Consider the following 25,217-nt stretch of genomic DNA (forward strand, 5'->3'; position numbering starts at 1 on the left):
TTTACTAAATAAAACCAAGATAAATAAATGAAGATTACTTAAGATCTTTATTTTTCATCATTCGACCTTGTTCAACTTTCCATTCTCGGTCTTTGATATCAGCACGTTTGTCGTGATCTTTTTTACCTTTACCAAGATAAAATTCCAATTTAACCCAAAGATTTTTCCAGTACATTGCTGTTGCCACCAGTGAATAACCGTCTCGTTCAACTGCGCCAATTAGTTTATCTAATTCTCTACGATTAAGAAGAAGTTTTCTAGGTCGGGTGGGATCACATACCACATGCGTAGACGCTGAAATAAGTGGTTGAATTTCTGCACCCACTAAATAAGCTTCGCGGTCTTTAATATGTACAAAACATTCGGAAATATTCACTTTACCCGTACGGATACTTTTTATTTCCCAACCTTGCAGGCTCATTCCGCCTTCAAACTTGTCTGTTAAGGTGTAGTTGTGCCTCGCTTTTTTGTTCAAAGCGATAGTATTGCTGTTCGATTTGCTACTTGATTTTTTCTTTGCCATTTTGAATTCCATGATTAACGGCGGTGATTATACCTACAAACTAGTTTTTTTATATAATAAATTTGTGTATTACCTAAAAAGGATGACGTCATTATTATTTTAAATCATACATTTTATAAATAACAGGCATGATATAAGCTGAACATTTAGGTATAAATGAGTAATTTTAACTGATGGCGTTAATTACTTTACGTTGATATTTCTGGTAAAATAATTTTTTCAATTACTGATTACTACACTTTAATGAATGCTTCCATTTCTTTTACTAGCCAGTTTATTCTAGATAAAGCCCATTTTAATGAGTGCTTTAGTGAGTCTATGCCCCAAGAACGTTCATTAAACGTTTTTTTTAAATCAGGGGTTTTGATGGCGTTTGGTTTAATTATTTTGTTATTTACACCAGTAAATGCATACGCAGGTTGGTTTGTTGTGGCTTTAGGTATATTAGAAGCCTTAAGTATTCACTATAAACAGCCATGGTGGGTTTTAAGACAAATGTTGAGTAAAGCTTCAGGAAGTGAAGTAACATTAACTATTGATGAAAAAGGCGTGCTTAGTGACTCTTTCTATAATAAAAGTAGAATTTTATGGGAAAACATGTCTTCAATTCAAGAAACTAGCTTAGGTTATATACTTAATTTCACGGTAGAAAATAAAAACAATAAAGGTTATTTGTCTAAATCTTATTTATCAACTGATGCACAATCTTACATTAAACAAAAAATGAATACGTTAAATGTAACCTAACGTGAGGTAAGTTGGGTTAGATACGTTTAGTTACATATGTTTTATGTTTGTTCAACTTAACAAATTCGTTAAAGATAATAGGCTGTGATATGCTTAACTATCTTTTTGCTTTCTTTACTTTTAGTAACAATAATTAAATGTTTCAACCTGTTAGCTTATTTATTGGTTTGCGCTATAGCCGCAGTAAAAAACGCACTGGCTTTATCTCATTTATTACCTTTTTTTCTACCGTCGGTATTTTGCTTGGCGTTGCGTCACTCATTACAGTTGTTGCGGTAATGAATGGTTTTGAGGGCGAATTAAAGAAACGTATTTTAGGTATTGTGCCGCACGTTATTGTTTCTCAAGCAGCAACCCCGCAAACAACTGAAAACTTCACTGAATGGCCGGCGTTAAGAGAACAATTATTAACTCAAAAGCACGTTCAACAGGTAACGCCTTTTCTTAGTAGTGAAGCACTTATTCAATCGCCTAAAAATTTACAAGGTGTTTTATTGCAAGGGATTGTTCCTGAATTTGAGCACGATAATATTATTAGTCGGAATATGATTCTTGGTGACCTTAAAAGCTTGTCTGACCAACCTTATAGTATTGTTATAGGACAATCACTCGCAAGAAAATTAAATGTGAGCTTGTTTGACACGGTACGCCTTGTATTACCTAATAAAACTATATTTACCCCCATGGGAAGAATACCCGTACAACGTAAATTTGTTATTCGCGGAATATTTGATGTGGGTTCACAAGTTGATGATGCGATGGTGTATGTGCACAGCAAATATGGCGCAAAATTATTACGACGTAAAGGTGATGGCATTGACCAATTACGGCTTTATTTAGATGACGCATTTAATGCAAAACAAGTTGTTCATACGTTAAGCCTTGATACCAACCTTACTCCTTCAATTGATAAACTCATCATTACTACATGGTATGACACCCAAGGTGCACTATTTTCAGCCGTAAATATGGAAAAGAAAATGATGTGGTTAATGCTCAGTTTAATTGTGGCGGTAGCTGCTTTTAATATTGTGTCAGCACTTGTTATGGTTGTAATTGAAAAGCAAGGCGAAATAGGCATATTACAAACCTTAGGTTTGTCTAGAATAGGCATAGTAAAAATATTTATTACTCAAGGCATGATGAATGGCCTATGGGGTGTAACACTCGGCAGCTTTTTTGGTGTATTAATCGCCTTGAACCTGAATGAAATATTATCAGTTTTAGGATTAAACATTTTAGGCGGGGGAAACTCTGTGCAGGCACTGCCAGTTAAATTGGAAGCTATAAATGTGTTAGTTATTGTTTTATCAGCATTGGCAATGAGCTTTGTTGCAACTTTATATCCAAACTTTTCAAGCATCTAAAACTCAACCGGCAGAGGTTTTACGTAATGAGTAGTGTTTTACATTGTAAGCAATTATCAAAGTCTTATCAGCAAGGCGATATAGAGACTAAGGTTTTGCAGAGCTTAGATCTTGAAGTTGAAAAGGGCGAGTTACTGGCCATTGTAGGCAGCTCTGGTTGTGGTAAAAGTACCTTTTTGCATCTTGCGGGTGCCTTAGATTTACCTAGCTCAGGGGAAGTGCTGATTAATGGCATTAATATTTTAACCTTGTCAGACAAAGAAAGAGCGGCGTTTCGAAATCAAAATATTGGTTTTATTTACCAGTTTCATCATTTAATGATGGAATTCACTGCACTTGAAAATGTTGCTATGCCGTTGTTGATTCGAGGTGATAAACCCAAAGAAGCTATTGCTGCAGCATCTAACATGTTAACCGAAGTTGGCTTAGCGCATCGTATTAACCATAGACCAAGTGAGTTATCTGGTGGTGAACGTCAACGAACCGCAATTGCTAGGGCATTAGTCACTGAGCCGGCTTTGATTTTAGCGGATGAACCAACCGGAAATTTAGACAGTGACACAGCAGAACAAATATATCAGTTAATACGTAGTTTAAATAAACGTGTTCAAACAAGTTTTGTGGTAGTCACGCATGATATTGCTTTAGCCATGAGAATGGACAGACAATTAAAATTGGATCATGGTAAATTAGCGCTGTTTGTAGAGCCCAAAGAATGTGAGTAACTTAACTGAGCAATAAACTATGGTAACTCACTCAAGCAAAGCAACTCAATCATCGGTATTTAAACCCTTAAGTATCTTTTTAGCCTTACGATATGTCAGAAGTCGGCACGGGCAGGGATTTTCTACATTTATCTCTGCGTCTTCTACTATCGGAATTGCTTTAGGCACCATGGTATTAATTGTTGCACTAAGCACAATGAACGGATTTGAACGAGAATTAGCCAGTAAACTACTGTCTATTGTACCCCATGCGGAACTAATATCAGTGGACAAGCCTATTCCTAATTGGCCAGAAAATGTCAAACAGGTTGCAAGTAATCCAGACGTTATAGCTGCCGCACCTGTTATTATTTTAACCGGTATGATGCAACATAAAACGCAATTGAAAGGGGTAGAAATTAGAGGGGTAAATGCTAATTTAGAAACCTCAGTGTCAGATATCGAAAAGTATATTGTCGCCGGTAGCCGGCATGGCATAAATCATCAAAAAAACAATCAAGATCTAGCATCTCAAGGCGTTGATAACGGTATTGTAATTGGTGCCGGCGTAGCTAAAACACTTTCAATAGGGGTTGGAGATAAAGTTCATCTGTTATTAGCATCAACTAAATCTGCTGATACATCAGGAGATAACGCCCAACAAAATGTGTTTTCTTCCCCGCTTAATAGACAAGTGGAAGTGGTGGGGATATTTAAATTTGGCGGTACTGTCGATGACACCTTAGCTTATATTTCATTAGCACAAGCGGCTGAGATCAAAGGATATAAAGCTAATGAAGCGCAAGGTATTCGTTTAAAACTAGCGAATGTATTTGCTGCACCTAGTATTGCCAGTAACATTGCTTATCGTTTTAATCACTATGTTTACATCATGGACTGGACCCGCACACAAGGGCATTTGTTTAATGATATTCAGATGGTTCGCATGGTAATGTTTATTGTTTTAGTGTTAGTGATAGCAGTAGCGAGTTTTAATATTGTTTCAACATTAATTATGGCGGTTAATGATAAAAAAGGCGACATTGCTATTTTGAAAACAATGGGCGCAAGTAACAAATTAATAATGCTAACCTTTATTTATCAAGGTTTAGTGAATGGTGTGTTAGGCAGTCTTGTTGGTAGTGTATGTGGTGTGTTACTCGCGTTAAACCTTGCTGATATTGTTGCCTTTGTTGAGCATTTGTTTGCTTTAAAAGTGTTATCAGCGGATGTTTATTTTATTGACCATATTCCAAGTGAGTTATCGATGCCTGATGTTTATATTACAGTGATTACAGCAATCGTTATGTCATTTTTGGCTACTATTTATCCTGCTTGGAGAGCCACCAAGATAGAGCCTGCACAAGTGTTAGGTCAATTATAGGTTTTTCAGCGGCTTGTTTATACCAATCACATAGTTATCTGAGATTGGTATGATATTGTTATTAGGCAAAAGTTAGGCGAAAATTTGGCAAAAAAAAGCCCGCAATATAATTTGCGGGCCAACTTAAATATCAAGTTGATAGAAGGAAGTCTTTTTCAAAGAAAGTTTCCAAGAAACATGTCAGAGAGAAGAGATAACAAAACTAATCGATATAAAAACTACATCTCAAATAATATCAATTCAAACATTTTCTGAACAACGATGCCTCTTTGGGGAAGAAAAAACATCGTTGCCATAACTCAGAGAGCTAAATCAGAAAACAAGTGTAGTTTAGGCAAACTTTGACAAAGTGACAAACTAAAAAAAATACTGTTTGGTATTAGAAAAACTAATGCGAAGTGGTGAGGGGTTGAAGGCCCTGATTTTGTGCTTGTAAAGGCTGTGTCTTGGTGTTATTCGGTTTTATCTTGTGTATTAAATAAATATTATATTTTCATGAATTTTTTATTAATGTATTAGTTATATTGTTTAAATAACGGCAAAAACCTCTGTGATGTTTATTTTTAAGTAAAAACTAAGTCGGTTTTTTTATACAAAATGTAATTATTCATTAACTTCGCCTTGTTTGTCGGCTAGATTATCTATTATTATAGATTCACATAAGAACATTGCCGTAGAAACCTAGTTGTAAATGCAAAATTCAATGTCAAATATAAGTAACAATTTTTCGTTAAGGGTCTATTATGAAGACACTGATGCCGGCGGAATTGTTTATTATGCCAACTATTTAAAGTTTTTTGAACGTGCTCGTACTGAGTGGCTAAGAGAACTTGGAATTAATCAAGCAACCTTTTTAGAACAAAACCTTGGTTTTGTGGTCAAAAAGGTTGAAATGGATAATGTTGCATCGGCAAAGTTGGATGACTTACTCAATGTTAACTCAACTATTACAATGTTAAAACGCGCTAGTTTAGTTTTTTATCAAGAAATAACTAATCAAGCGCAACAAGTACTATGTACGGCAACCGTACGTGTTGCTTGCGTTAATTTTCAAAGTCATAACGGCCAAGCAGTTAAGCCGGTGGCTATCCCAGAATCTATATTAGGAGCGTTAAAACGTGTCTGCTGAATTTTCAATTTTTGAACTTGTGTTACAAGCCAGTTTCTTTGGTTAAGTTTGTTATGTTGGTATTGTTAGGTTTTTCTGTGGCTTTGTTGGGCGATGATTTTTCAACGACGACATGCACTTAATTTAGCTAAAAAACAATTAAAAACCTTCGAAGATAAATTTTGGAGTGGTGCAGACTTAAGTAAACTCTACAATGAAATTTCGGCGAAAAATCAAATTCAAGGCATAGAAAGTTTATTTATAGCGGGCTTTAAAGAATTTGCTCGTTTACGCAAAAGTCATATTGATAACCCAACATTAATTGTAGATGGCACTCATCGTGCAATGCGTGTTGCACTATCGCGCGAGGTTGATAACCTAGAAACACATTTACCTTTTATGGCCACAGTAGGCTCTATTAGTCCTTATATTGGCTTGTTTGGTACGGTATGGGGCATTATGAACTCATTTATTGGTTTGGGGTCAGTACAACAAGCTACGTTGTCAATGGTAGCACCTGGTATTGCCGAAGCTCTGATTGCTACAGCAATGGGCTTATTTGCTGCAATTCCGGCGGTAATGGCGTTCAACCGTTTTAGCCATAAAGTAGAAAAGCTTGAAAATAGTTATGGTAACTTTATGGAAGAATTTGCCAGTATTTTACAAAGACAAACCGTCGTTGGAAAGCAAGACTAAATAAGGGCGTATACATGTATCAAAGAGTTAGACGTCGTAAAGTCGCTGAAATTAATGTGGTTCCGTATATTGACGTTATGTTAGTACTATTAATTATTTTTATGGTAACCGCACCGTTAATTACCCAAGGTGTAAAGGTAGATTTACCACAAGCCGAAGCTAAACCGTTAGACAAAGATAGTAAACCGCCTTTGGTGGCTTCGGTAGATGCTCAAGGGCGATATTATATTACGTTGGGCGCAAACGATAAAGAACCCTTGTCGGCTGAAGAAGTTGCAACGCTTGTAAAAGCGCATTTATTGGTAAATCCAGACACACCCGTTGTTGTTAACGGTGATGGCGCTGTTTCATATGATGCAGTGATCCAATTAATGGTATTACTACAAACAGTAGCAGGTGTACCTTCTGTGGGCTTGATGACAGATTCGGTGGAGAAATAACGTGATTCAAAAGTATAATCGCGCTACCTTAATTAAAGCAATTTGGCTAAGTGTTTTTCTACACATTGCTATACTTGCTGTGCTTTTTATGGGGGATTTTACCTCTGAAACTAAACCACTAAAAAGTAGCTCTGTAGCGAAAGAAGTCAAACCCATTGAAGCTACAGTTGTCGACGGCGCTAAATTACAAAAAGCAATAGATAAAATTAAAAAGCAAAAGGCTGACGATAAAGCGGCAGAAAAAAGGCGTGTAGAAAATATTGAAAAACGTGCAAATGAAGCTAAACAACGCCGAGCAAAAGAAGAAGCGCGAATTAAAAAACTTGAGCAACAACGTAAAGTAAAAGAACAAGAGAAAATACGTGCTGATAAAGCAGCGAAAGAATCAAACGCCAAAGCGGCTAGTGCCGAAAAAGTAAGAAAACAAAAAGAGCAAGAGAAGAAAAAAGCTGAAGACGCAGCTGCACAAGCACGTTCAAAAAGGTTAGCAGCAGAAGCCGCAACCAAAAAAGCAGACGAACTGAGAAAAAAACAAATAGAAGAGCGCAAACGTCAAGAAAGAGAAGCGGCTGAAAAAGCGGCACAAGAAAAACTTTTAGCAGAACAAATGGCAGCTGAAATGGCGTCGCGTAATAAAGCGAGACAACAACAGATGATGTCAGAAATTCAACGTTATGCCGCACTTATTACCAGTGTGATAGATCAAAACATGATTAATGATCGTTCTACGATGGAAGGAAAGTCTTGTAAATTGATGATAAGTCTTGCACCATCAGGGTTTGTTACACAAGTAAGAAATGTTAGTGGTGACGCGGTAGTATGTGAAGCAGCTAAAAGAGCCGTTTATAAAGCGGGTACGTTACCGGTTTCGAAAGATCCTGAAATATTTAAAGAAATGCGTAATATTGGTGTAACTGTAGTTCCTGAGTTTTAATATTGCGTTAAATGAACCAGAATGCTTATGTTGAAACGTTAAAAAGTTAAAAACAGCTCAGTATTTAAAATAATAGAATTGGAATAAATAGATCAATATGAAAATTAAATTACTACTTGGAATTTTTATAACCTTACTCTCTACCTCAGCTATGGCGACCCTTGAAATTGTGATTACAGGTGGGGTTGATACCGCACGGCCTATCGCCGTTGTACCATTTCAATGGAACGGTGCAGGCGCACTGCCAGAACAAGTCTCTAAAGTGATAAGTGATGACTTGCTACGTAGTGGAAAATTTAACCCTATTAGTCAACAAGACTTTCCTGAATTTCCAACGTTAAAAAGCAATATTGATTACAGTGCATGGGCAAGTATTGGGGTTGAGGCAATATTAACGGGTACTATTGATGAAACAACAATAGGGCAATATCGAGTTAGTTATCAATTGGTAGATGTTATTCGTGGTCAAATCACGGGTGGAGAAACCTCCATGCTAAGTAATGGCGAATTGGTACAAACGCAAGACCATATTTTAGCACAAAGTAGCGCGCAAATTGGCAGTGAACAATTTCGTCGTTATGGCCATACAATCAGTAATGCAGTATATGAAGCGCTAACAGGAACGAAAGGGGCTTTTCTAACGCAAATCGCCTACGTTATTGTGCGAGACGAAGGAAACTTTCCCTATCAGTTAGCGTTTGCTGATTATGATGGTTTTAACGAACAAGTATTATTGAGCTCAAATGAACCATTAATGTCACCAACATGGCATCCCAATGGTGAGCAATTGGCCTATGTTTCTTTTGAAAACCATCAAGCACAAATTCATACCATGAACATTTATACGGGGCAACGTCAATTAGTAAGCTCTTTTAGTGGTATTAATAGTGCGCCTCGTTTTTCTCCTGATGGCAAAAAAATCGCCATGGTTTTATCAAAAGACGGCAACCCAGATCTTTATGTAATGACCCTAGCAACAAAGAAATTACGCCGTATAACTCGTAATCGAGCGATAGATACTGAGCCAAGTTGGACGCCAGATGGAAAATCTTTAATATTTAGTTCAGAACGGGGTGGTAAACCGCAACTTTATCGCGTAAATTTAGTCGACGGTAACGTTAGACGATTAACTTTTAATGGTGAAATGAATCTAGGTGGATCTATTAGTCCTGATGGCAAGCAGTTAATCATGGTAAATAGAACACGTGGTCAGTACCGTTTAGCAAAACAAGAATTAGACTCTGGTCTATTTCAAGTGTTAACTAAAACGCGTTTAGATGAATCACCCAGTGTTTCACCTGACGGTGGTATGATAATTTATAGTACTTTGCATAATAATAGGCAGGTTCTAGGGTTAGTTTCTGTAGATGGTCGCTTTAAAGCGCGATTACCTGCACTTGATGGACAAGTTAAAGCACCTGCTTGGTCACCATTTTTGTAAATAAAATGTTGTAAATAAAATGTTGTAAATGAATTTTTTATAAATGATAGTATTTAAATAGAGAAGCTACTTACTCTACATAAAAAAATAATTGTCAAATAACACTTTTGAAAAATAAGGAAAATAATATGCGCTTAAATAAAACACTTAAAAATGTAGCTATTGCTCTACCTCTTTTAGCTCTTGCAGCTTGTAGCTCTAACGATGCTACAGACGAACAAGCAAGCATTAACACAAACACTGAAATAGCTAAACAAGATGCTGCAGCGGCTGAAGAAGCTGTAAGAGTTCAAGCGGCTATGCGTGCTGCTGAAATTAAAGAACAAGAACGTCAAGCGTTAGACAAACTACGCTCTGAACATATTATCTACTTTGGATTTGATGTTTCAAATGTAAATGATGAATTTGCCAATATATTAAATGCTCATGCAGAATTTTTAAATGCTAATACCAATGTTAAAGTATTAATTGAAGGTCATGCTGATGAACGTGGTACGCCTGAATATAACATTGCATTAGGCGAACGTCGTGCAAAATCAGTAGCTACTTACTTAGAAAACATGGGTGTTTCTGCTACCCAACTGTCTGTTGTTAGTTACGGTGAAGAAAAACCTATGGTGAAAGATCGCAGTGAAGACGCGTTCTCAAAAAATCGCCGTGCCGTACTTGTCTATTAAGCGCTGATTATTGCTAATATTTGTATAAAAATGTTATACATAAAATTATAGATAAATAATATCGGAAAGAAAATGAAACTAACCCTTTCTAATCGAGCCGTTTTATTTGGCCTTGTTTTGACTGCTAGCACGATTAACGTGTTAGCAGCTCAAGCGCCAGTGATAGACGTTAGCTCTTCACCTCTAGCTTCTCAAAGTTCAGGTTCATTAACTGAACAATTAGCTAATGTGGAACGAAAACTTGATTCTCGTAACAGAGCACAAGTGAATATTCAACGACAACTTGATGATTTACAAACGCAAGTGAATGAGTTGCGTGGTGTTACTGAGTTGCATACACATCAATTATCACAAGTACTTGATAGACAACGAGAGTTATATCAAGAGCTTGACCGACGTGTAAGTGAAGCATTAAAGCCGACAACGCAAATTCCTAATGCTGTTACTGTTAATGCGGCACCTGTATCGAAAGAGTACAGTGATGATTTAACAGAAAATGAAGCATACGATAAAGCGCTTAACTTAGTACTTAAACAAAAGTTATATGAACAAGCTATTCCTGAATTTCGTAATTTTAACAAAGCTTATCCCCAATCAACATATGCACCTAATTCGCATTATTGGTTAGGGCAGTTGTTGTTTAATAAAGGGGAGTTAAAGGAAGCCGAGCAAGAGTTCTTATTTGTTTTGGAAAAATTTAAAGATTCAAGTAAAAGACCTGATGCGTTATTAAAATTAGCGATGGTTGCACAGCAACAAAATAACACAAATAAAGCGGTAAAATTATACCGTCAACTGTTAAATGAATATCCAGACTCAACCTCGGCGCAATTAGCAAAACCGCGTTTAGATAAATTAACAAACTAATTTTTGTTATTTTTAGGCTTGGTTGTGGTGACAAAACTAGCGCTTTGCTTTGTTTTTAAACAAACGACTCATAATAGTTAAAAAAAACGAAATTTGTTGTTGCACTAAATTTTTATATCAGTATCATATGCGGCGCGTCAAGGCACCAACCTTTTCGCAATGTCGGCCGTTAGCTCAGTTGGTAGAGCAGTTGGCTTTTAACCAATTTGTCGAAGGTTCAAATCCTTCACGGCCGACCACTTTTTTCACTTCATACAAAGTGAAACTGAATACTCTACTGCAGAGTCTAAAGGGCAGATTGAAACCATTCAATTAAAAATATGTCGGCCGTTAGCTCAGTTGGTAGAGCAGTTGGCTTTTAACCAATTTGTCGAAGGTTCAAATCCTTCACGGCCGACCACTTATTTCACTTAATAAAAAGTGAATATGAATACTCTACTGCAGAGTCTAAAGGGTAGATTGAAACCATTCAATTAAAAATATGTCGGCCGTTAGCTCAGTTGGTAGAGCAGTTGGCTTTTAACCAATTTGTCGAAGGTTCAAATCCTTCACGGCCGACCACTTCTTTTTACAAAACATCCATTGCTCAGATTATTTAAAAGCCAAGGCTTTTAACCAGTTAATCCTAATGTATCGAAGGTTCAAATCCTTCACGGCCGACCACTTCTTTTTACAAAACATCCATTGTTCAGATTATTTAGAAGCCAAGGCTTTTAACCAGTTAATCCTAATGTATCGAAGGTTCAAATCCTTCACGGCCGACCACTTCTTTTTACAAAACATCCATTGCTCAGATTATTTAAAAGCCAAGGCTTTTAACCAGTTAATCCCATTATCTATCCAGAATATTTGTTACGTCAAACTTCGTATTTATTGAAGTTAAATCAAGCTAAAGTTTAAATCACTTATTTCTATCAGTGCAAATCACTACACATTCTTATGCCGTTCCCTTATAATTAACGTGTTTAAAGCGATTCACATTTGAAATACACCGAGAAATATAATGAGCCAATCTAATGCCGCTGTTGATTTTGATTTTCAATTTCAGCTAAGCCAAAGCATCGTTAACTAATGATGATAAAGCAAAATACAAAGCTAAAATTAAAGCCCTTTTGATAGAAAAAAATGCTGTATTAGTTGCTCATTATTATACCGACCCCGAAATCCAAGCACTTGCTGAAGAAACTGGAGGCTGCGTAGCAGACTCTCTGGAAATGGCACGTTTTGGTAATCAGCATCCGGCAAAAACATTAATTGTTGCCGGTGTTAAGTTTATGGGAGAAACAGCCAAAATATTAACGCCAGAAAAAACAGTGTTAATGCCAGAGCTTGAAGCAACATGCTCATTAGACTTAGGCTGCCCGGTTGAAGAATTCTCTGCCTTTTGTGATCAACACCCTGATCATACTGTTGTTGTCTATGCCAATACATCAGCTGCGGTTAAAGCGAGAGCAGACTGGGTAGTAACCTCAAGTATTGCCTTAGAAATTGTAGAGATGCTAGAAAGTGAAGGTAAGCCTATTTTATGGGGACCTGATCGTCACTTAGGTTCGTATATTGAAAAAGAAACAGGCGCAGAAATGCTAATGTGGCAGGGTGCTTGTATCGTTCACGATGAGTTTAAAGCAAAAGCACTTCGTGATTTAAAAATTCAATATCCCGAGGCCGCTGTATTGGTTCACCCTGAATCACCCGCGAATGTAGTAGCCCTAGCCGATGCAGTAGGCTCAACAAGCCAACTCATTAAAGCAAGCCAAGAAATGTCGAACCAACACTTTATTGTGGCAACAGACCAAGGCATTTTTTACAAAATGGAACAAGCAAGCCCAAACAAGACCTTTATAGCCGCACCAACTGGTGGTAACGGCGCAACGTGTCGAAGTTGTGCTAACTGCCCTTGGATGGCAATGAACGGCTTAAAATCAATTGCAGAAGCCCTAGAAAGCCCATTAGGTAAAGAGATCACCGTAGATGAAGCACTGGCGAAAAAAGCCTTAATACCACTTCATAGAATGTTAAACTTTGCAGCAGAAAATAAACTGAAAGTAAAAGGTAATGCATAGTTAACCTTAACTCGGCTTAATAGATAGTTAATTGAATAAAGTTTCTACAATCATTCATTTATATTGAGTTATTAAAGGGTTCCACTTGCGTGTTAGTTTCTTTTTCTCTACTATAGCGCGGTTAAAAAATATTGGTGATTTGGCTGAGTGGCTGAAGGCGCACGCCTGGAAAGTGTGTTTAGGTTTATCCCTAACGAGAGTTCGAATCTCTCGCTCACCGCCATATTATAAAAAAACCGTTAACTGAAAGGTTAACGGTTTTTTTCGTCTAAAATTCCTGTTTTACTGGCCATTCTAATAAAGCGCTTTCTTAAACCGTGAGCTTTGGTTTGCAGTAGCAATAAATTGTCCTAAGTGGTATAAATATAAAATTGAAAATGAAATATATTTTGATTTTATGTTGCAATAACATAAACAAAATTTGATGTATTGTTAAGGGAGTAGCATTTTGGGTGTTAAGGAAAAAATTGCACTATTTATTGATGCCGACAATGCTCCTGCAGCGAAAATAGATATTATATTATCTGAACTAGCGCGCTACGGTGTTGTTAATATTCGTAAAGCTTATGGTAATTGGAAAAGCCCATGCATTAAACCATGGGAAGATGTACTGCACGAATATGCTATTCAACCTATCCAACAATTTGATTTAACCAAAGGTAAAAACGCCACAGACATAGCACTAGTTATTGATGCTATGGACATTCTATACACTAAAGATGTAGATACTATTTGTTTAGTTTCATCTGATTGTGATTTTACTCCACTTGTTACCCGCGCTTTAGCAGACGGTAAGTTTGTTATCGGTTTTGGTGAACGTAAAGCGCCAAGTGCTTTTGTTAATAGTTGTTCTAAATTTCTGTATTTAGATGAAATTAAACAAGAAGAAAAGCCCGCAAGTAAAAACGAACCAAGTATTAAGTGCGATACAAAATTAATAAATATGCTTCGCCAGGCCGTAGAGGCCTCAGAAGAGGATGATGGTTGGGCACAACTAGGCCCTATTGGAAAGCACATATCAAATCACGCATCCTTCGACCAACGCAATTATGGCTTTAAAAAGTTAAGTGACTTATTTGCCGCAATAGACTTATTTGAAATGAAGCGAACACATGGCTCAGCCACATGGGTTAGAGACATACGCAAGCATAAGTTAAATTAAATGGATTTATCAATTTACCTGAACATGATGTATAGCGCCGATTGGTATTTAGTGCCATTATTCATCTTGGTTATCATTTTAAAGTCAGCATGGGTTAAAGGTATGGTTGGAAAGTGGCAAGTTAACTTGCCGAGATTAAGAAGATAATAATCTCGATAAAGTAATCCCCCTGAGCTGTGATGAGTTTATACGTCGTTATTTACGACATGTATTACCCAAAGGGTTTATGTGAATGCGTCACTATGGTTTTTTAGCCAATGCATGTCGCAAACGAAAGTTAGCCCTGAAAAAAACTCAAGAGCAGCACACGGGTTATGCGATAAAATATCCTATAAAAAAGAACCATTGCTAGTTCACTGGCCTTATCAGTTATGTAAAACGGGCATACTGAAATTTAAAGGAGTGATAAATTTAGTAGGCGTAGATAGAAATAACGTAGCACGAACGAGTTAGCAGCCTAGCTTGCTGCTAAAAAATCAAACAGTTAACCTGCTTAATTATTCAGATTGAAGAAGATTGTGCGCCTAAAAAATATGATTGCTTAATGATAAAAAATTAGATGTAATAGGTGCTTAATAAACGCTGAGCAATGTCGGGATGACTTAAAATAAAACTCCCAAAACATAAACAACACCAAGTCTGACATATCGAGCATGTACTGCCTCAGTTCAATAAGCGATTATGCAACACAAATTACGTGTTGCATAAATACTAAATTGTTATATGCCTTGAGAGTGTTCAGTGAAAGATTCTATCCCCGAGTTGATTACCGATAATCTTATCATTACTGTACTTAGTTCAGAGGATTTCTCTCTTTTAGCTACTTACGAAAATAATAACCGAGTTCATTTATCAAAGTGGGAACCAATAAGAACAGATAACTACTTCACCGATGAATCTGTTAAAAAGCGCGTAGAGTTGAACTTTAACAGTTTTCAGTCTGGCTCATCTATATCGCTAGTTGGTCTTGATAAAAGTCGCTCTAGAATCATTTGTACTTGTAATTTTTCTAATATTGTTCACGGAGTATTTCAAGCATGTAATTTGGGTTATTCAGTTAACTATCAAGATGAAGGTAAAGGATTAATGTTTGAAATGCTTCGAGAATCCATTGATTACGCTTTTACTAAAGTAGAACTTCATAGAGTTATGGCAAACTATATGCCGTCAAATGTTCGTAGTGGACAGCTTTTAACTAAGCTCGGCTTTGAAAAAGAAGGTATTGCTAAATCATATCTTAAAATAATTGGTTTGTGGCAAGACCATGTTTTAACATCAAAAATTAACCCGAGTCATATCGGTAAAACTTATCAGGCCACCAATGATAAATCTTCATTTTAGTTTAGATGTTTTGTGATTGTTTTTTTATTGTTGACTGTGCATAAATACACTAAAGTCGAAGATTATGTAATTTGCATGAAAAAAGGTTTTTATTAACCTTTCACTCATCAACCAGTTGGCGGGGTTACTATTAACTTATTGATGAGTAGAGATAATTGGAGTATTGTAGGTTTTTAAATTTACATGATAGAAGGATCAATGTCGTGTTTAAACATGATATTCATCCTTCTAATATAGCTGCTATGTGTCTGCGACGCAAAAAATACACATCGAGAACTATGATAATAAATGAAGGCGGTAATGTGGCGCACTATTCATCACTGAATAACTTAGCCAATATTCTACATGACAAGCAGCTTAGGCTTGGCTCAATTAAAAACCTAGATGATCCTCGTGAAAGTTCATGCGACTGGGTTTCGGATATAGGTCATGGCAGTGGAGAATCTGAAAATGAAATAAAAAGCCGAAGAGAAGCTCATGAAATTAAAGAAACATTGGAAATCAATTAAAAATATTATGTACTGCTGATGTTAAGGATTTACCAAAGGGTGGTTGTTATCTAGAAAATTCAATTTACGGCAGACCTAGAATGTGGTCACAATACGGTGATAATTCAAAAGGTTTTTGCATCTTATTGGACAAACAAAAACTGACTGAAAAACTACAAGAATATGCAGTTAAACCTGAATATTTAATGCATGAAAAAATTAAATATCTGGCTTGGCTTGCTATTGTAGAAGGAGGACAGGAAATAACGCATGGTGATGGCATTGAACTAAGTAAAATTGATATATTTAGCACTATTAATGCAAATGAAATGCTGAAGTCAATTTTTTTCAAAAAGAGCATTGATTGGTCTGGAGAAGAAGAATATAGATGGTTACTTTTTAATGAAACCAGTTCTGATATTTTTATCCAGATTCATGATGTTATAAAAGGTGTGGTATTGGGTTGTGAATTTCCTGACAACCAAATTTCACAGGTTCAAGCATATTGCAAAGACTTGATGTGCCCCTGTTATCTACTATCATATCAACACCCAAAATATAAACTTATGAAAATATCAGTTTAAAAATGATATCTACTTAGCAAATTAATTAAATACATAACAATTTGCTGCATCGGAAAAACTACTCGCTCACGCTCGCATTTTTCCGCTGAGCAAGGCGTTGAGGCTGTAGAATTTCTCTTTTTTAGATCAAAAAGTCTTATCAAAAAACTGTTTAAATCGATCTGTTATGTCGCCTATTTATTGATTGTTTGATGCTACCTGTTGTGATCTAATAGATATTATCCGGTAAAAGTTAATTAACATGGCTAACTACAAACCTGATTTTTCCTGCCAAAGTAAATTCATACCCATCGATTTTTCTCAGCAAATAACTCCTGGAACGTTTGAATATGCACTGGCGCATATTGTTGATAATCACCTTGATTTATCAGGCTTCGAACAGTGGTATCAAAACGATAACGGCGGCGCAGCCGCCTATTCACCGTCGGTGATATTAAAAATTATCCTCTTTGGTTACTCTCGTGGTTTGATCAGCAGTAGACGCATTGCCAATGCCTGTGAAACCAATATAACCTTCATGAGTTTATCGGGAGATGTGCAACCGCATTACACCTCAATAGCTTCGTTCGTTGCTCGAATGAAAGACCAAATTGAACCACTCTTTACGCAAGTGTTAATGATCTGCGACAAAGAAGGTTTGATAGGTCGCAACATGTTTGCCATTGATGGCTGTAAGTTAAAATCAAATGCGAGTAAAGAATGGAGCGGCACATTCGACGAGTTAGGTCGTAAAAAAGCAAAGCTAGAGCGCGCGAGTAAACGAATTATAGCACGCCACCAATCACAGGATGGTCCGGGTGAGGAGTTAATTGAACAGGACTTAAAACAAAAAGAAAAGGCTGGATAAAAGTGCAGAGAAAATCACTGAATTTTTAGCCACACATCAAGAAAAAACAGGCAGTAAAGGCAAGCCGGTAAAAAGTAATATCACCGACCCAGACAGTGCGAAAATGACGACGTCAAAAGGCACAATCCAAGGTTACAATGGCATCGCGATTAATGATGATAAACACACTATCAAATTCACCGCAGACAGCGGATTTAACAGTGAAGTGAATCTTGAGTTTATGGCACAAAGTGGCTTTGATACTTACATTGCAGATAACCAATTTAGAAAAAGAAATCCACTATTTAAAGAAAGCGAAACTTATGAAACAGCGCAAGAAAAGCGCCGACTAAAACGCCGTAAAGGTAAGCCACGGCTATTTACCTCAGACGATTTTCACTATGATAAAGTAACGCAAACATGCCGATGCCCGGCAGGCAATAACATGTGGCGAAGCGGCATAAATGTAAAAAGTCACAATCAACAATACACGCGATTTTGTGGTTACCTAAAAGATTGTAAGGTATGCCCACTACAATCGCAATGCATGCGCAAACCACCAATAAAAACAGGACGACAAGTTCAATTTAAACAGGATAAATCACATAAACAGCTAAGCTACATTGACAAAATGAAGGTTAAAATAGACAGCCCAATCGGTCGACGACAATACAGTAAGCGATTAGGTGCTATTGAGCCAGTGTTTGGCAATATTACCGTCAACAAAGGCATGAATAAATTGACCTTACGCGGTCAAGAAAAAGTAAACACCCAATGGCAACTGTATTGCCTTGTTCATAATATTGAAAAGTTAAGAAACAACCTGCATTAAGGGTTAAAAGCCCAACTCCATATCATATAACCTTCTATAACACTTAATTATCAGACGTTAATCCACTATTTCGTTAAGTTAACGATGTAAAAATAAAATCGCCAAAAACGTAAACGTTTTTGATTGTTAAAAGAAAAAAATCCAGTTAGAGTATTTTCATTAATAAAATAATATAAAAACGAGTAATTCTACAAGCTCGTTATGTTTAATGTTATCCGTCAAAGTCGGGATAGCTAATCAAAAAAGGGATTTTATGAAAGTTCGAGTTTTTTTAATATTGTTATTGGTATTGTTCATTTCGCCAATTTATCAAGTCAGTGCAAATGAAGATGAGTCATACTTTACGGAACAAGCAGCAAAAATAACGCAAGATAAATTTCATCGAGAGAGGTTAGTTGATGCGGCTAAGTTATATACAGATGGAAACTTAGCTGCAAGCTACAATTCAGATACTGCGAATATCTCAATATTTTCTAAGGGAAATAAAACACTTTCATTAGTAAACGAATACAACCTTTTTGAATTAGGGTTAAATCCTGACAAAACTCATATTAGAACAATTCAAGTTCTAAATAATGCTATTTATATGGTTGTTAATGAATACGGTGAAAACAGAACAGATATTAATATTAGAAAAGTAACTTTTGATGAAAATAAAGTACATACCTCTCCACCTCTATATACATTACCGGAGTCTTTTGAAACAGCTGTAAATAATAATCTAGTGTTAACAAAATCAGCTAATGCTGACTCGCTTGTCGTTGCAATGTATGGTGATATCTTTGAAACTGAATTAGTTGTTATTACTGTTAATGAAGAAAACGGTGAGCTTTCAGAGCAAGATATAGTACCTGTCGATTCAAGAATTATTCATGCCTCAATGAATACATCGGGAATACTTGTGGTTATTCCTTACAATGGTGATATAGAAACATACACTCAAAATGAACTTGGTAAGTTTAGCTTAGCTCACTCATATATGGACGATGGCCTCCCGCGCCTAGAGCAATCCGAAAATATAATGTTAAACCCTGAGTCAGGGCATATCTCATTGGGGGACTCTTCTCAATTTGTGATTATAAGAATAACTGAAACAGCTGAAGTAGAGGTGGTTTTATCTGTAAGTTCAGAAGATGTTTTTGAAGGAACTCCTTTATCTTATAGAGCTTTGCAATCTAACTCTTTTGTTATTACCGGTAATTTAGGAGGGCGTTTGGGTGAAGCTAGAGCGTTTACTTATAGCGATGATGGAAGTTATAAATTTCAATCAACTTTCTATTTTTCGACTTTAGATGACGGTCATGCAAAGCCTACACTTTCTTATCTATACGGCAATGAGATGTTAATTAGAGAGGGTCGTCAAGATAATAAAAGTGCATATGGTGTATTGTCATTCGACAATGATTTTATTTTTACTTATAACAGATTCCTTCAGAAAGAACATGCAAATAGTGAAATCCCTTGGAGCATAAATCATACAAAGGAGTAGCAAATAACCGCTTACTGCTAATTGCAGATTATGATGTTCGATTATTTGATATATCTTCCACTAAAAATTTTAAAGAATTACAACAAATAGAAATATCGCTTACGTCGAGCAATCGGCATATCAAGGAGGTTGAAGATAATACCTTTTTAATCATAGGGAAATACAAATATCAAGTCCTATACTACGATAAATTCAATGAGTCGTTTTCTATTTCAGCTGCAGAGAGTTATCTCGACTCAGAAGGGGCGCAGGTTTACCTATCAGGTGAATATTTGGGACGAATTTATGGGGATTGGTATGAAGGAAAGTTTGTTGCATTAACTAGTCACAACCAAGAAACGGTATTAAGCACCTTTTCTTTTGAAAATAACAAATTAACTTTTGAGCGTTATATTGAAGAAAACCCAGAAGAAAATTTTGTTATATCAGGTACAGAAAGGATTGTTTCTTTTGAAAATGCGATTCATTTGGTAAACCCAGAAACTAGGTATATCTACAGTTTACGTAATGGCGATGATGGCTTGAATTTGGTTTCTCAATATTATGTCGAAGGCAGTAGTAGTATGGCTACCGAAGCTTTTGTCATCGGAGAATACTTGATGTTAGGCACTTATTGGGGAGATCATATTCATACCTTAAAGATGGAAGAGAATGAACTTAAACATGTTGTAATGAACCCCGGAGTCAAAGGGCTGCAGGATGTTGCAATTTTGGATGAAAAGCACTTTATTACTTATGACAATGAAGTAAAATCTGCATTACTGTTTAAGTTAAATGGTTCAGGAGAGGTTACTCAGCTCTATTCATTGCCAAGTAGCGAACTTGCTAAAGAAAAAGGTGGTTATTATTCGTTAGGTTTAAGTAGTCACCAATATTCTTTCTATATGGATGGTCAAAACCTTTGGTATCTTTTAGATCGGCATATGTTAGGACGTTTGCAGTTAAACCGAGCACCCGTTTGGCTAAATTCGAATAACACCTCTATAAATGTAAACCAAGGAGTAGAAGAGAATTTTCCGCTTAGCAATTTCATTTTCGATTTCGATCAAAACTCAGAGCTAAGTTTTGCTGAACAATCTATGCCTTCTGCTTTTAGTTTATCTGGTCAAAATGAATTGAGTTATAACGGCACTGAGTTGGATGAGCAACCTTTAATCGTAGATGCCGGCGATAGTGAATTAAGTGCTGTTTTTACTTTTTCCACTAGCTTTAATTACGCACCGCAACTGATACCAAACTACATAATTGAAACTATTACTCAGGAACAGTCCATTAATATTGACTTCGTTGGACTATTCAGCGACCCCGAAGGACATACTTTCACTTTAACAATAGAAGAAAAATCAGGTTTAAGTTTAAGTGACACTGGCGTACTAACTGGTAGTTTAACCGGCGTAGGTAATCATGCTGTAGTAATAACTGCTGTTGATGAATACGGTGCTCGCAGCACGTCTACTTTAACAATAAAAGTAGAAGAAAAAGCTATAACTACAAAGGGAAAATCTAGTTCTGGTGGTAGCATGGGGCATATGTTGATTATATTGTTGTTACTAGGATTACACTTTAAGGCTATTAAAGTCTACAATCGATAATTCGCCAAGTTAAAAATGTATATATTGGAAGTTGTTTAGATTGCGTTGGACAAATCGCAGTCTTACCATCAAAAACATAACACATATGAGCCTTATTCCCGTTAATAGCAAATAGGGTTCTATTTAGCTGCCGTTAGGCAGCTAATTTGTCAGGCAATTCACAACATCATCTACTTCGCTATGTCGGTGAGCCATTAAACAAACGTTTACGGCAAACACATATTGAGGCTCTCTTAGTGTGATCTCATCACTGCCTGCTTTTCCTTAATCCTTTTCTGTAGCAGGGGCACTAGACATTCATCGGTTAACCTTTTGCGGCACTATTCAAGTAGGATGATTACTTGGTGTTAAACAGGTCTCAGTTAGTTTCAGGCTCAGTTAAGGTGTAAACGAGTTTACTCATTGCTCTTATAAGGTAATGCGCACCAATGGCGTGTCTAATCAAGACAACGTGGCTTGAACTACATGGCATAGTAATCATCATGAACAACAATTGGCTTGACGATTAACCTCATGCTCTTTTTCATCCAGTTAGGCGAGAAGCTCACGCCATTGTGCGAACAACAAACCTTACAGCCGGCCGTTGCACAATTAAAAAAACAACTTGTTAAACTCAATACAAAAAAAGAAGTAGATAAACACACTATCAAATTCACCGCAGACAGCGGATTTAACAGTGAAGTGAATCTTGAGTTTATGGCACAAAGTGGCTTTGATACTTATATTGCAGATAACCAATTTAGAAAAAGAAATCCACTATTTAAAGAAAGCGAAACTTATGAAACAGCGCAAGAAAAGCGCCGTAAAGGTAAGTCACGGCTATTTACCTCAGACGATTTTCACTATGATAAAGTAACGCAAACATGCCGATGCCCGGCAGGCAATAACATGTGGCGAAGCGGCATAAATGTAAAAAGTCACAATCAACAATACACGCGATTCTGTGGTTACTTAAAAGATTGCAAAAGTTGCCCACTGCAACAGCAATGTATGAGAAAACCGCCAATAAAAACAGGACGACAAGTTCAGTTTAAAAATGATGAATTGTGTAAACAGCTAAGCTACATTGACAAAATGAAGGTTAAAATAGACAGCCCAATCGGTCGACGACAATACAGTAAGCGATTAGGTGCTATTGAGCCAGTGTTTGGCAATATTACCGTCAACAAAGGCATGAATAAATTGACCTTACGCGGTCAAGAAAAAGTAAACACCCAATTGCAACTGTATTGCCTTGTTCATAATATTGAAAAGTTAAGAAACAACCTGCATTAAGGGTTAAAAGCCCAACGCCACACCATACAAATCGTTATAACACTAAATTATCAGCTACTAAACCACTATTTTGTTAAGTTAACGATGTAAAAAATAAAATCGCCAAAAACGTAAACGTTTTTGATTGTTAAAAGAAAAAAATCCAGTTAGAGTATTTTGATTAATAAATGATAGAAAAACGAGTAATTCTACAAGCTCGTTAGCCGTTTCGAGAGTAATCATGCCTCATAGTCTCATGCAAAAAATAAATAGTTTTGCCCTTAGATCTTTTAGAGATACCGCAGATAAAGATTACATTCATGCTCGCATGGCATACCGTGCAGGTTTATTTCCTCAGTTTCATTGGTCTGCACTACACGCACTTGAAAAGTACGCTAAATGTATTTTAATTCTTACTCGTATTCCAAAACCTACAAATAGAGATGATTTTATAGGTCACGAGGTAAAAAAATCTTTAATTCTTATTAGTAATGTCTTAGATTTTACTTTGTCAGAACAAACAACAAAATTTATTGATCGTCTTGAAAAATTTGGTGCGAAATATAGGTATTTAGAAGTGTCTTGGTTTATAAAAGATTGTGAACTTGCAATTTTAGATCGAGCCGTATGGGAGTTACGTCGTTATTGTAATGCTGAAATTTATGAGTATTCAGACAATAGTTACGTTTCGGTTAAAAATGAAAAATATAAACAAATTAAATTAGTAGATAAGCCCACTAAAATAAACACAAGAATATCAGGTGGTTTTATCGAAAAATCACTAGAAAATTTAAACTCTAGTGCTAGACCTGATTTAATTTGGAATAACCTGTATTATTCAAATTCTAACAGAAAGTCTGTTTCAATTAAGAAAAGTACTATGGCTGAAAACTCTCCATTTCATTTACACCCAGAAATAATTGATGAAGTATCAAAATATATTTTTGTCCCAAGAGAATTTAGAAATGCGTACAAAAACGGCTAACAAATAAGAATAGGTGTCGCGTCAGCCGACACCTTATTCGGGTGTTGAACAAGCCCGAAGCGCTACTTATAGTGTAAATAGTGATTTTTTTGTTGAAGGGTTCACAAGCAATTACTTGATCGCAAGGCGCACGAAGTTAAGCCGTAAAATAAAGGCTATTTTTCGTCTGTTTTCACTAAATTTTTCTTTATTGTCTCATAGGGACTTTCTTCTTTTCCTCGTTTTTGGTTTTCATTTTAGCCATTGTCCTTATTGTATTCGCCTTTCGGCTACCTCGTTCGCGTGATACTAATACAATGCATTTTATGTTGACAGCAAGGGCATATTCTAGTGGCGCGGGTTATTACCTCATTATTTTGTGTCAGCCAATTGTGGTTAGGCATTACCAGTAATTGAATCAACAATCGCAGTTTTTTAGCCCCTGACGACAACAACCCGTAATCGCGCACGCGCTGTAATCCTTTGGGCAGTAATTAATGCGGACCCCCATTCTAACTTGATATTTATAAAAAAAGATTCATTTGAATGACTGCTCAAAGTCAGTCAGTGTTTCTGAAATTAACAAAAACAATAAAAAACGAGCAATTCTACAAGCTTGTTATGAGTAAAGGAACTGTATGACTATTTCATCACAAGAATCTGTACTGTTTAGAGACTGGAAAGGCAATCGTGGAGAATTCCTAGAGCCACAATTATTCATTTTCAGCCCTGTTTTTAAGTGTTATAAACTAACAATGTACAAACTCTGTGCAAAATAATTTAATTTTGTCACCTCAATTTAAAAAAAATGTCACTATTTTGTAAAAAGTACCCTTTAGCCTAGTTCACAAGTTTTAAGCACGATAAGTTACTGGGAAGCTTAATGGTGAAAAAACACTATAAAACGGTATGGTTGTCGGATATTCATTTAGGATGCAAGGATTGTAAGGCTGAATATTTATTAGATTTTCTTGGTCATAGTGAAATTGAGACCTTATACCTTGTTGGTGATATTGTTGATATGTGGGCAATGTCTAAACAGTTTCGTTGGCCTAAAGCTCACAATAATTTATTCCACAAATTATTGTCATTACCTTCTCAAGGCACTCGGGTTATTTACTTACCCGGAAATCATGACGAGCCGATTCAAAAATATGATGGTATGCATTTTGGGGATATCGAAATTCACAGAAGCTATACACATGTTACCGAGCAAGGGAAAAAATTATTGATTTTACATGGTGACCAATTTGATCAACAAGTATGCCTTGGTTCATTACATTCTTGGATTGGTGATGTTTTATATGATTTTCTTCTCTTTATGAATCGTTGGTATAACTGGGGACGTGTAAAAGCAGGCCGACCATATTGGTCGTTAGCTAGTTATATAAAAAGTAGGTTGAAAGGCGCAGGCAATGCCATTGCCAGATACAGAAATGCTTGCGTTGAAACAGCAAAAAAGCAAGGTTTTGATGGCGTTGTTTGTGGGCATATTCATCACCCTGAGATTGTTGAAGAGGCGGGTTTTCTGTATCTCAACGACGGTGATTGGGTTGAGAATTGCTCTGCATTGGCTGAGTCATCTACTGGAGAGTTGTCATTGGTTTATTGGTCGCAAATCAAACAAATTGATAATTTGGTAAGTATTGTGCCTGAGCAAACACCAAAAAAAGATAGTAAAGTGGCATAGAAAGAGGCATAGAAAGTGGCATAGCATGTTGTTACGCAAAGCTT

19 protein-coding genes, 4 tRNA genes and 6 pseudogenes are annotated in these 25,217 nt (G+C 36.4%); 27 read left to right on the forward strand and 2 right to left on the reverse strand.

All coding sequences use genetic code 11. From position 1 onward, the window contains the following. Positions 1–34 precede the first annotated feature (34 nt). Complete coding sequence (gene smpB / locus L3081_RS09345; protein WP_242285132.1) at positions 35–523, reverse strand: SsrA-binding protein SmpB; 489 nt, start codon at positions 521–523, stop codon at positions 35–37. Positions 524–766: 243 nt separating this feature from the next. Here smpB and L3081_RS09350 point away from each other — a divergent pair, with 243 nt between their 5' ends. From L3081_RS09350 to L3081_RS09480, 26 genes and pseudogenes are all read left to right on the forward strand, one after another. Next, positions 767–1,270, forward strand: coding sequence for a YcxB family protein (locus L3081_RS09350; protein WP_242285134.1), 504 nt, complete (start codon positions 767–769; stop codon positions 1,268–1,270). 137 nt (positions 1,271–1,407) lie between these two features. Further along, positions 1,408–2,637, forward strand: a complete 1,230-nt coding sequence (locus L3081_RS09355; RefSeq protein ID WP_242285136.1) for a lipoprotein-releasing ABC transporter permease subunit — start codon at positions 1,408–1,410, stop codon at positions 2,635–2,637. Positions 2,638–2,663: 26 nt separating this feature from the next. Beyond that, positions 2,664–3,362 (forward strand): lipoprotein-releasing ABC transporter ATP-binding protein LolD, encoded by a 699-nt coding sequence (lolD, locus tag L3081_RS09360; protein ID WP_242285138.1) that lies wholly within the window; start codon positions 2,664–2,666, stop codon positions 3,360–3,362. Positions 3,363–3,381: 19 nt separating this feature from the next. After that, positions 3,382–4,725 (forward strand): lipoprotein-releasing ABC transporter permease subunit LolE, encoded by a 1,344-nt coding sequence (gene lolE, locus L3081_RS09365; RefSeq protein WP_242285140.1) that lies wholly within the window; start codon positions 3,382–3,384, stop codon positions 4,723–4,725. Between the two features lie 703 nt (positions 4,726–5,428). After that, on the forward strand, positions 5,429–5,854 hold the full coding sequence (ybgC, locus tag L3081_RS09370) for a tol-pal system-associated acyl-CoA thioesterase (protein ID WP_242285142.1): 426 nt from the start codon (positions 5,429–5,431) through the stop codon (positions 5,852–5,854). After that, a pseudogene (gene tolQ / locus L3081_RS09375) lies at positions 5,844–6,529 on the forward strand (protein TolQ). The gene ybgC and the pseudogene tolQ overlap by 11 nt, the downstream one beginning before the upstream one ends. A gap of 14 nt (positions 6,530–6,543) precedes the next feature. Continuing rightward, the gene (tolR, locus tag L3081_RS09380; RefSeq protein ID WP_242285144.1) at positions 6,544–6,969 is read left to right on the forward strand and encodes a protein TolR; all 426 of its coding nucleotides are present in this window, start codon (positions 6,544–6,546) and stop codon (positions 6,967–6,969) included. Between the two features lies 1 nt (position 6,970). Continuing rightward, positions 6,971–7,903 (forward strand): cell envelope integrity protein TolA, encoded by a 933-nt coding sequence (tolA, locus tag L3081_RS09385; protein ID WP_242285146.1) that lies wholly within the window; start codon positions 6,971–6,973, stop codon positions 7,901–7,903. Between the two features lie 97 nt (positions 7,904–8,000). After that, positions 8,001–9,344 carry a Tol-Pal system beta propeller repeat protein TolB gene (gene tolB / locus L3081_RS09390; RefSeq protein WP_274620391.1) on the forward strand — a complete coding sequence of 448 codons (1,344 nt, stop codon included), beginning with the start codon at positions 8,001–8,003 and terminating at the stop codon, positions 9,342–9,344. Between the two features lie 128 nt (positions 9,345–9,472). After that, a complete protein-coding gene (gene pal / locus L3081_RS09395; protein ID WP_242285148.1) occupies positions 9,473–10,021 on the forward strand; it encodes a peptidoglycan-associated lipoprotein Pal in 549 nt (182 codons plus the stop codon). A gap of 72 nt (positions 10,022–10,093) precedes the next feature. Then, positions 10,094–10,888, forward strand: a complete 795-nt coding sequence (gene ybgF / locus L3081_RS09400) for a tol-pal system protein YbgF (RefSeq protein WP_242285150.1) — start codon at positions 10,094–10,096, stop codon at positions 10,886–10,888. Between the two features lie 163 nt (positions 10,889–11,051). Then, positions 11,052–11,127 (forward strand) — tRNA-Lys (locus L3081_RS09405). Positions 11,128–11,212: 85 nt separating this feature from the next. Then, positions 11,213–11,288: transfer RNA gene (locus L3081_RS09410), tRNA-Lys, on the forward strand. A gap of 85 nt (positions 11,289–11,373) precedes the next feature. Continuing rightward, a tRNA-Lys gene (locus L3081_RS09415) sits at positions 11,374–11,449 on the forward strand. A 518-nt stretch (positions 11,450–11,967) separates the two neighbouring features. Then, positions 11,968–12,951: pseudogene (nadA, locus tag L3081_RS09420) on the forward strand (quinolinate synthase NadA); the annotation flags it as partial. Between the two features lie 133 nt (positions 12,952–13,084). After that, positions 13,085–13,174: transfer RNA gene (locus tag L3081_RS09425), tRNA-Ser, on the forward strand. Between the two features lie 225 nt (positions 13,175–13,399). After that, positions 13,400–14,113, forward strand: coding sequence for an NYN domain-containing protein (locus tag L3081_RS09430; RefSeq protein ID WP_242285153.1), 714 nt, complete (start codon positions 13,400–13,402; stop codon positions 14,111–14,113). 163 nt (positions 14,114–14,276) lie between these two features. Then, a pseudogene (locus L3081_RS09435) lies at positions 14,277–14,566 on the forward strand (transposase); the annotation flags it as partial. A 288-nt stretch (positions 14,567–14,854) separates the two neighbouring features. Next, positions 14,855–15,454, forward strand: coding sequence for a GNAT family N-acetyltransferase (locus tag L3081_RS09440; RefSeq protein ID WP_242285157.1), 600 nt, complete (start codon positions 14,855–14,857; stop codon positions 15,452–15,454). Between the two features lie 278 nt (positions 15,455–15,732). After that, positions 15,733–15,963: a hypothetical protein gene (locus L3081_RS09445; protein ID WP_242285158.1), complete on the forward strand. Its 231-nt coding sequence runs from the start codon at positions 15,733–15,735 to the stop codon at positions 15,961–15,963. Positions 15,964–16,043: 80 nt separating this feature from the next. Next, positions 16,044–16,526 carry a DUF2971 domain-containing protein gene (locus L3081_RS09450; protein ID WP_274620392.1) on the forward strand — a complete coding sequence of 161 codons (483 nt, stop codon included), beginning with the start codon at positions 16,044–16,046 and terminating at the stop codon, positions 16,524–16,526. A 241-nt stretch (positions 16,527–16,767) separates the two neighbouring features. Continuing rightward, a pseudogene (locus L3081_RS29005) lies at positions 16,768–18,184 on the forward strand (transposase). A gap of 253 nt (positions 18,185–18,437) precedes the next feature. Next, a complete protein-coding gene (locus tag L3081_RS09465) occupies positions 18,438–19,673 on the forward strand; it encodes a hypothetical protein (RefSeq protein WP_242285169.1) in 1,236 nt (411 codons plus the stop codon). After that, the gene (locus L3081_RS09470) at positions 19,646–21,265 is read left to right on the forward strand and encodes a hypothetical protein (protein ID WP_242285171.1); all 1,620 of its coding nucleotides are present in this window, start codon (positions 19,646–19,648) and stop codon (positions 21,263–21,265) included. The genes L3081_RS09465 and L3081_RS09470 overlap by 28 nt, the downstream gene beginning before the upstream one ends. A gap of 558 nt (positions 21,266–21,823) precedes the next feature. Next, positions 21,824–22,540, forward strand: a pseudogene (locus tag L3081_RS09475) (transposase); the annotation flags it as partial. A gap of 220 nt (positions 22,541–22,760) precedes the next feature. After that, a complete protein-coding gene (locus L3081_RS09480) occupies positions 22,761–23,504 on the forward strand; it encodes a hypothetical protein (RefSeq protein WP_242285175.1) in 744 nt (247 codons plus the stop codon). A gap of 269 nt (positions 23,505–23,773) precedes the next feature. On the opposite strand, the pseudogene L3081_RS29010 reads toward L3081_RS09480, so the two are convergent. Next, positions 23,774–23,977: pseudogene (locus L3081_RS29010) on the reverse strand (IS91 family transposase); the annotation flags it as partial. Between the two features lie 389 nt (positions 23,978–24,366). Between L3081_RS29010 and L3081_RS09485 the strand changes: the two are divergent. Then, complete coding sequence (locus L3081_RS09485) at positions 24,367–25,173, forward strand: UDP-2,3-diacylglucosamine diphosphatase (RefSeq protein WP_242285178.1); 807 nt, start codon at positions 24,367–24,369, stop codon at positions 25,171–25,173. Positions 25,174–25,217: the final 44 nt, after the last annotated feature.

The organism is Colwellia maritima, from assembly GCF_022669015.1.
Taxonomy (GTDB): domain Bacteria; phylum Pseudomonadota; class Gammaproteobacteria; order Enterobacterales; family Alteromonadaceae; genus Colwellia; species Colwellia maritima.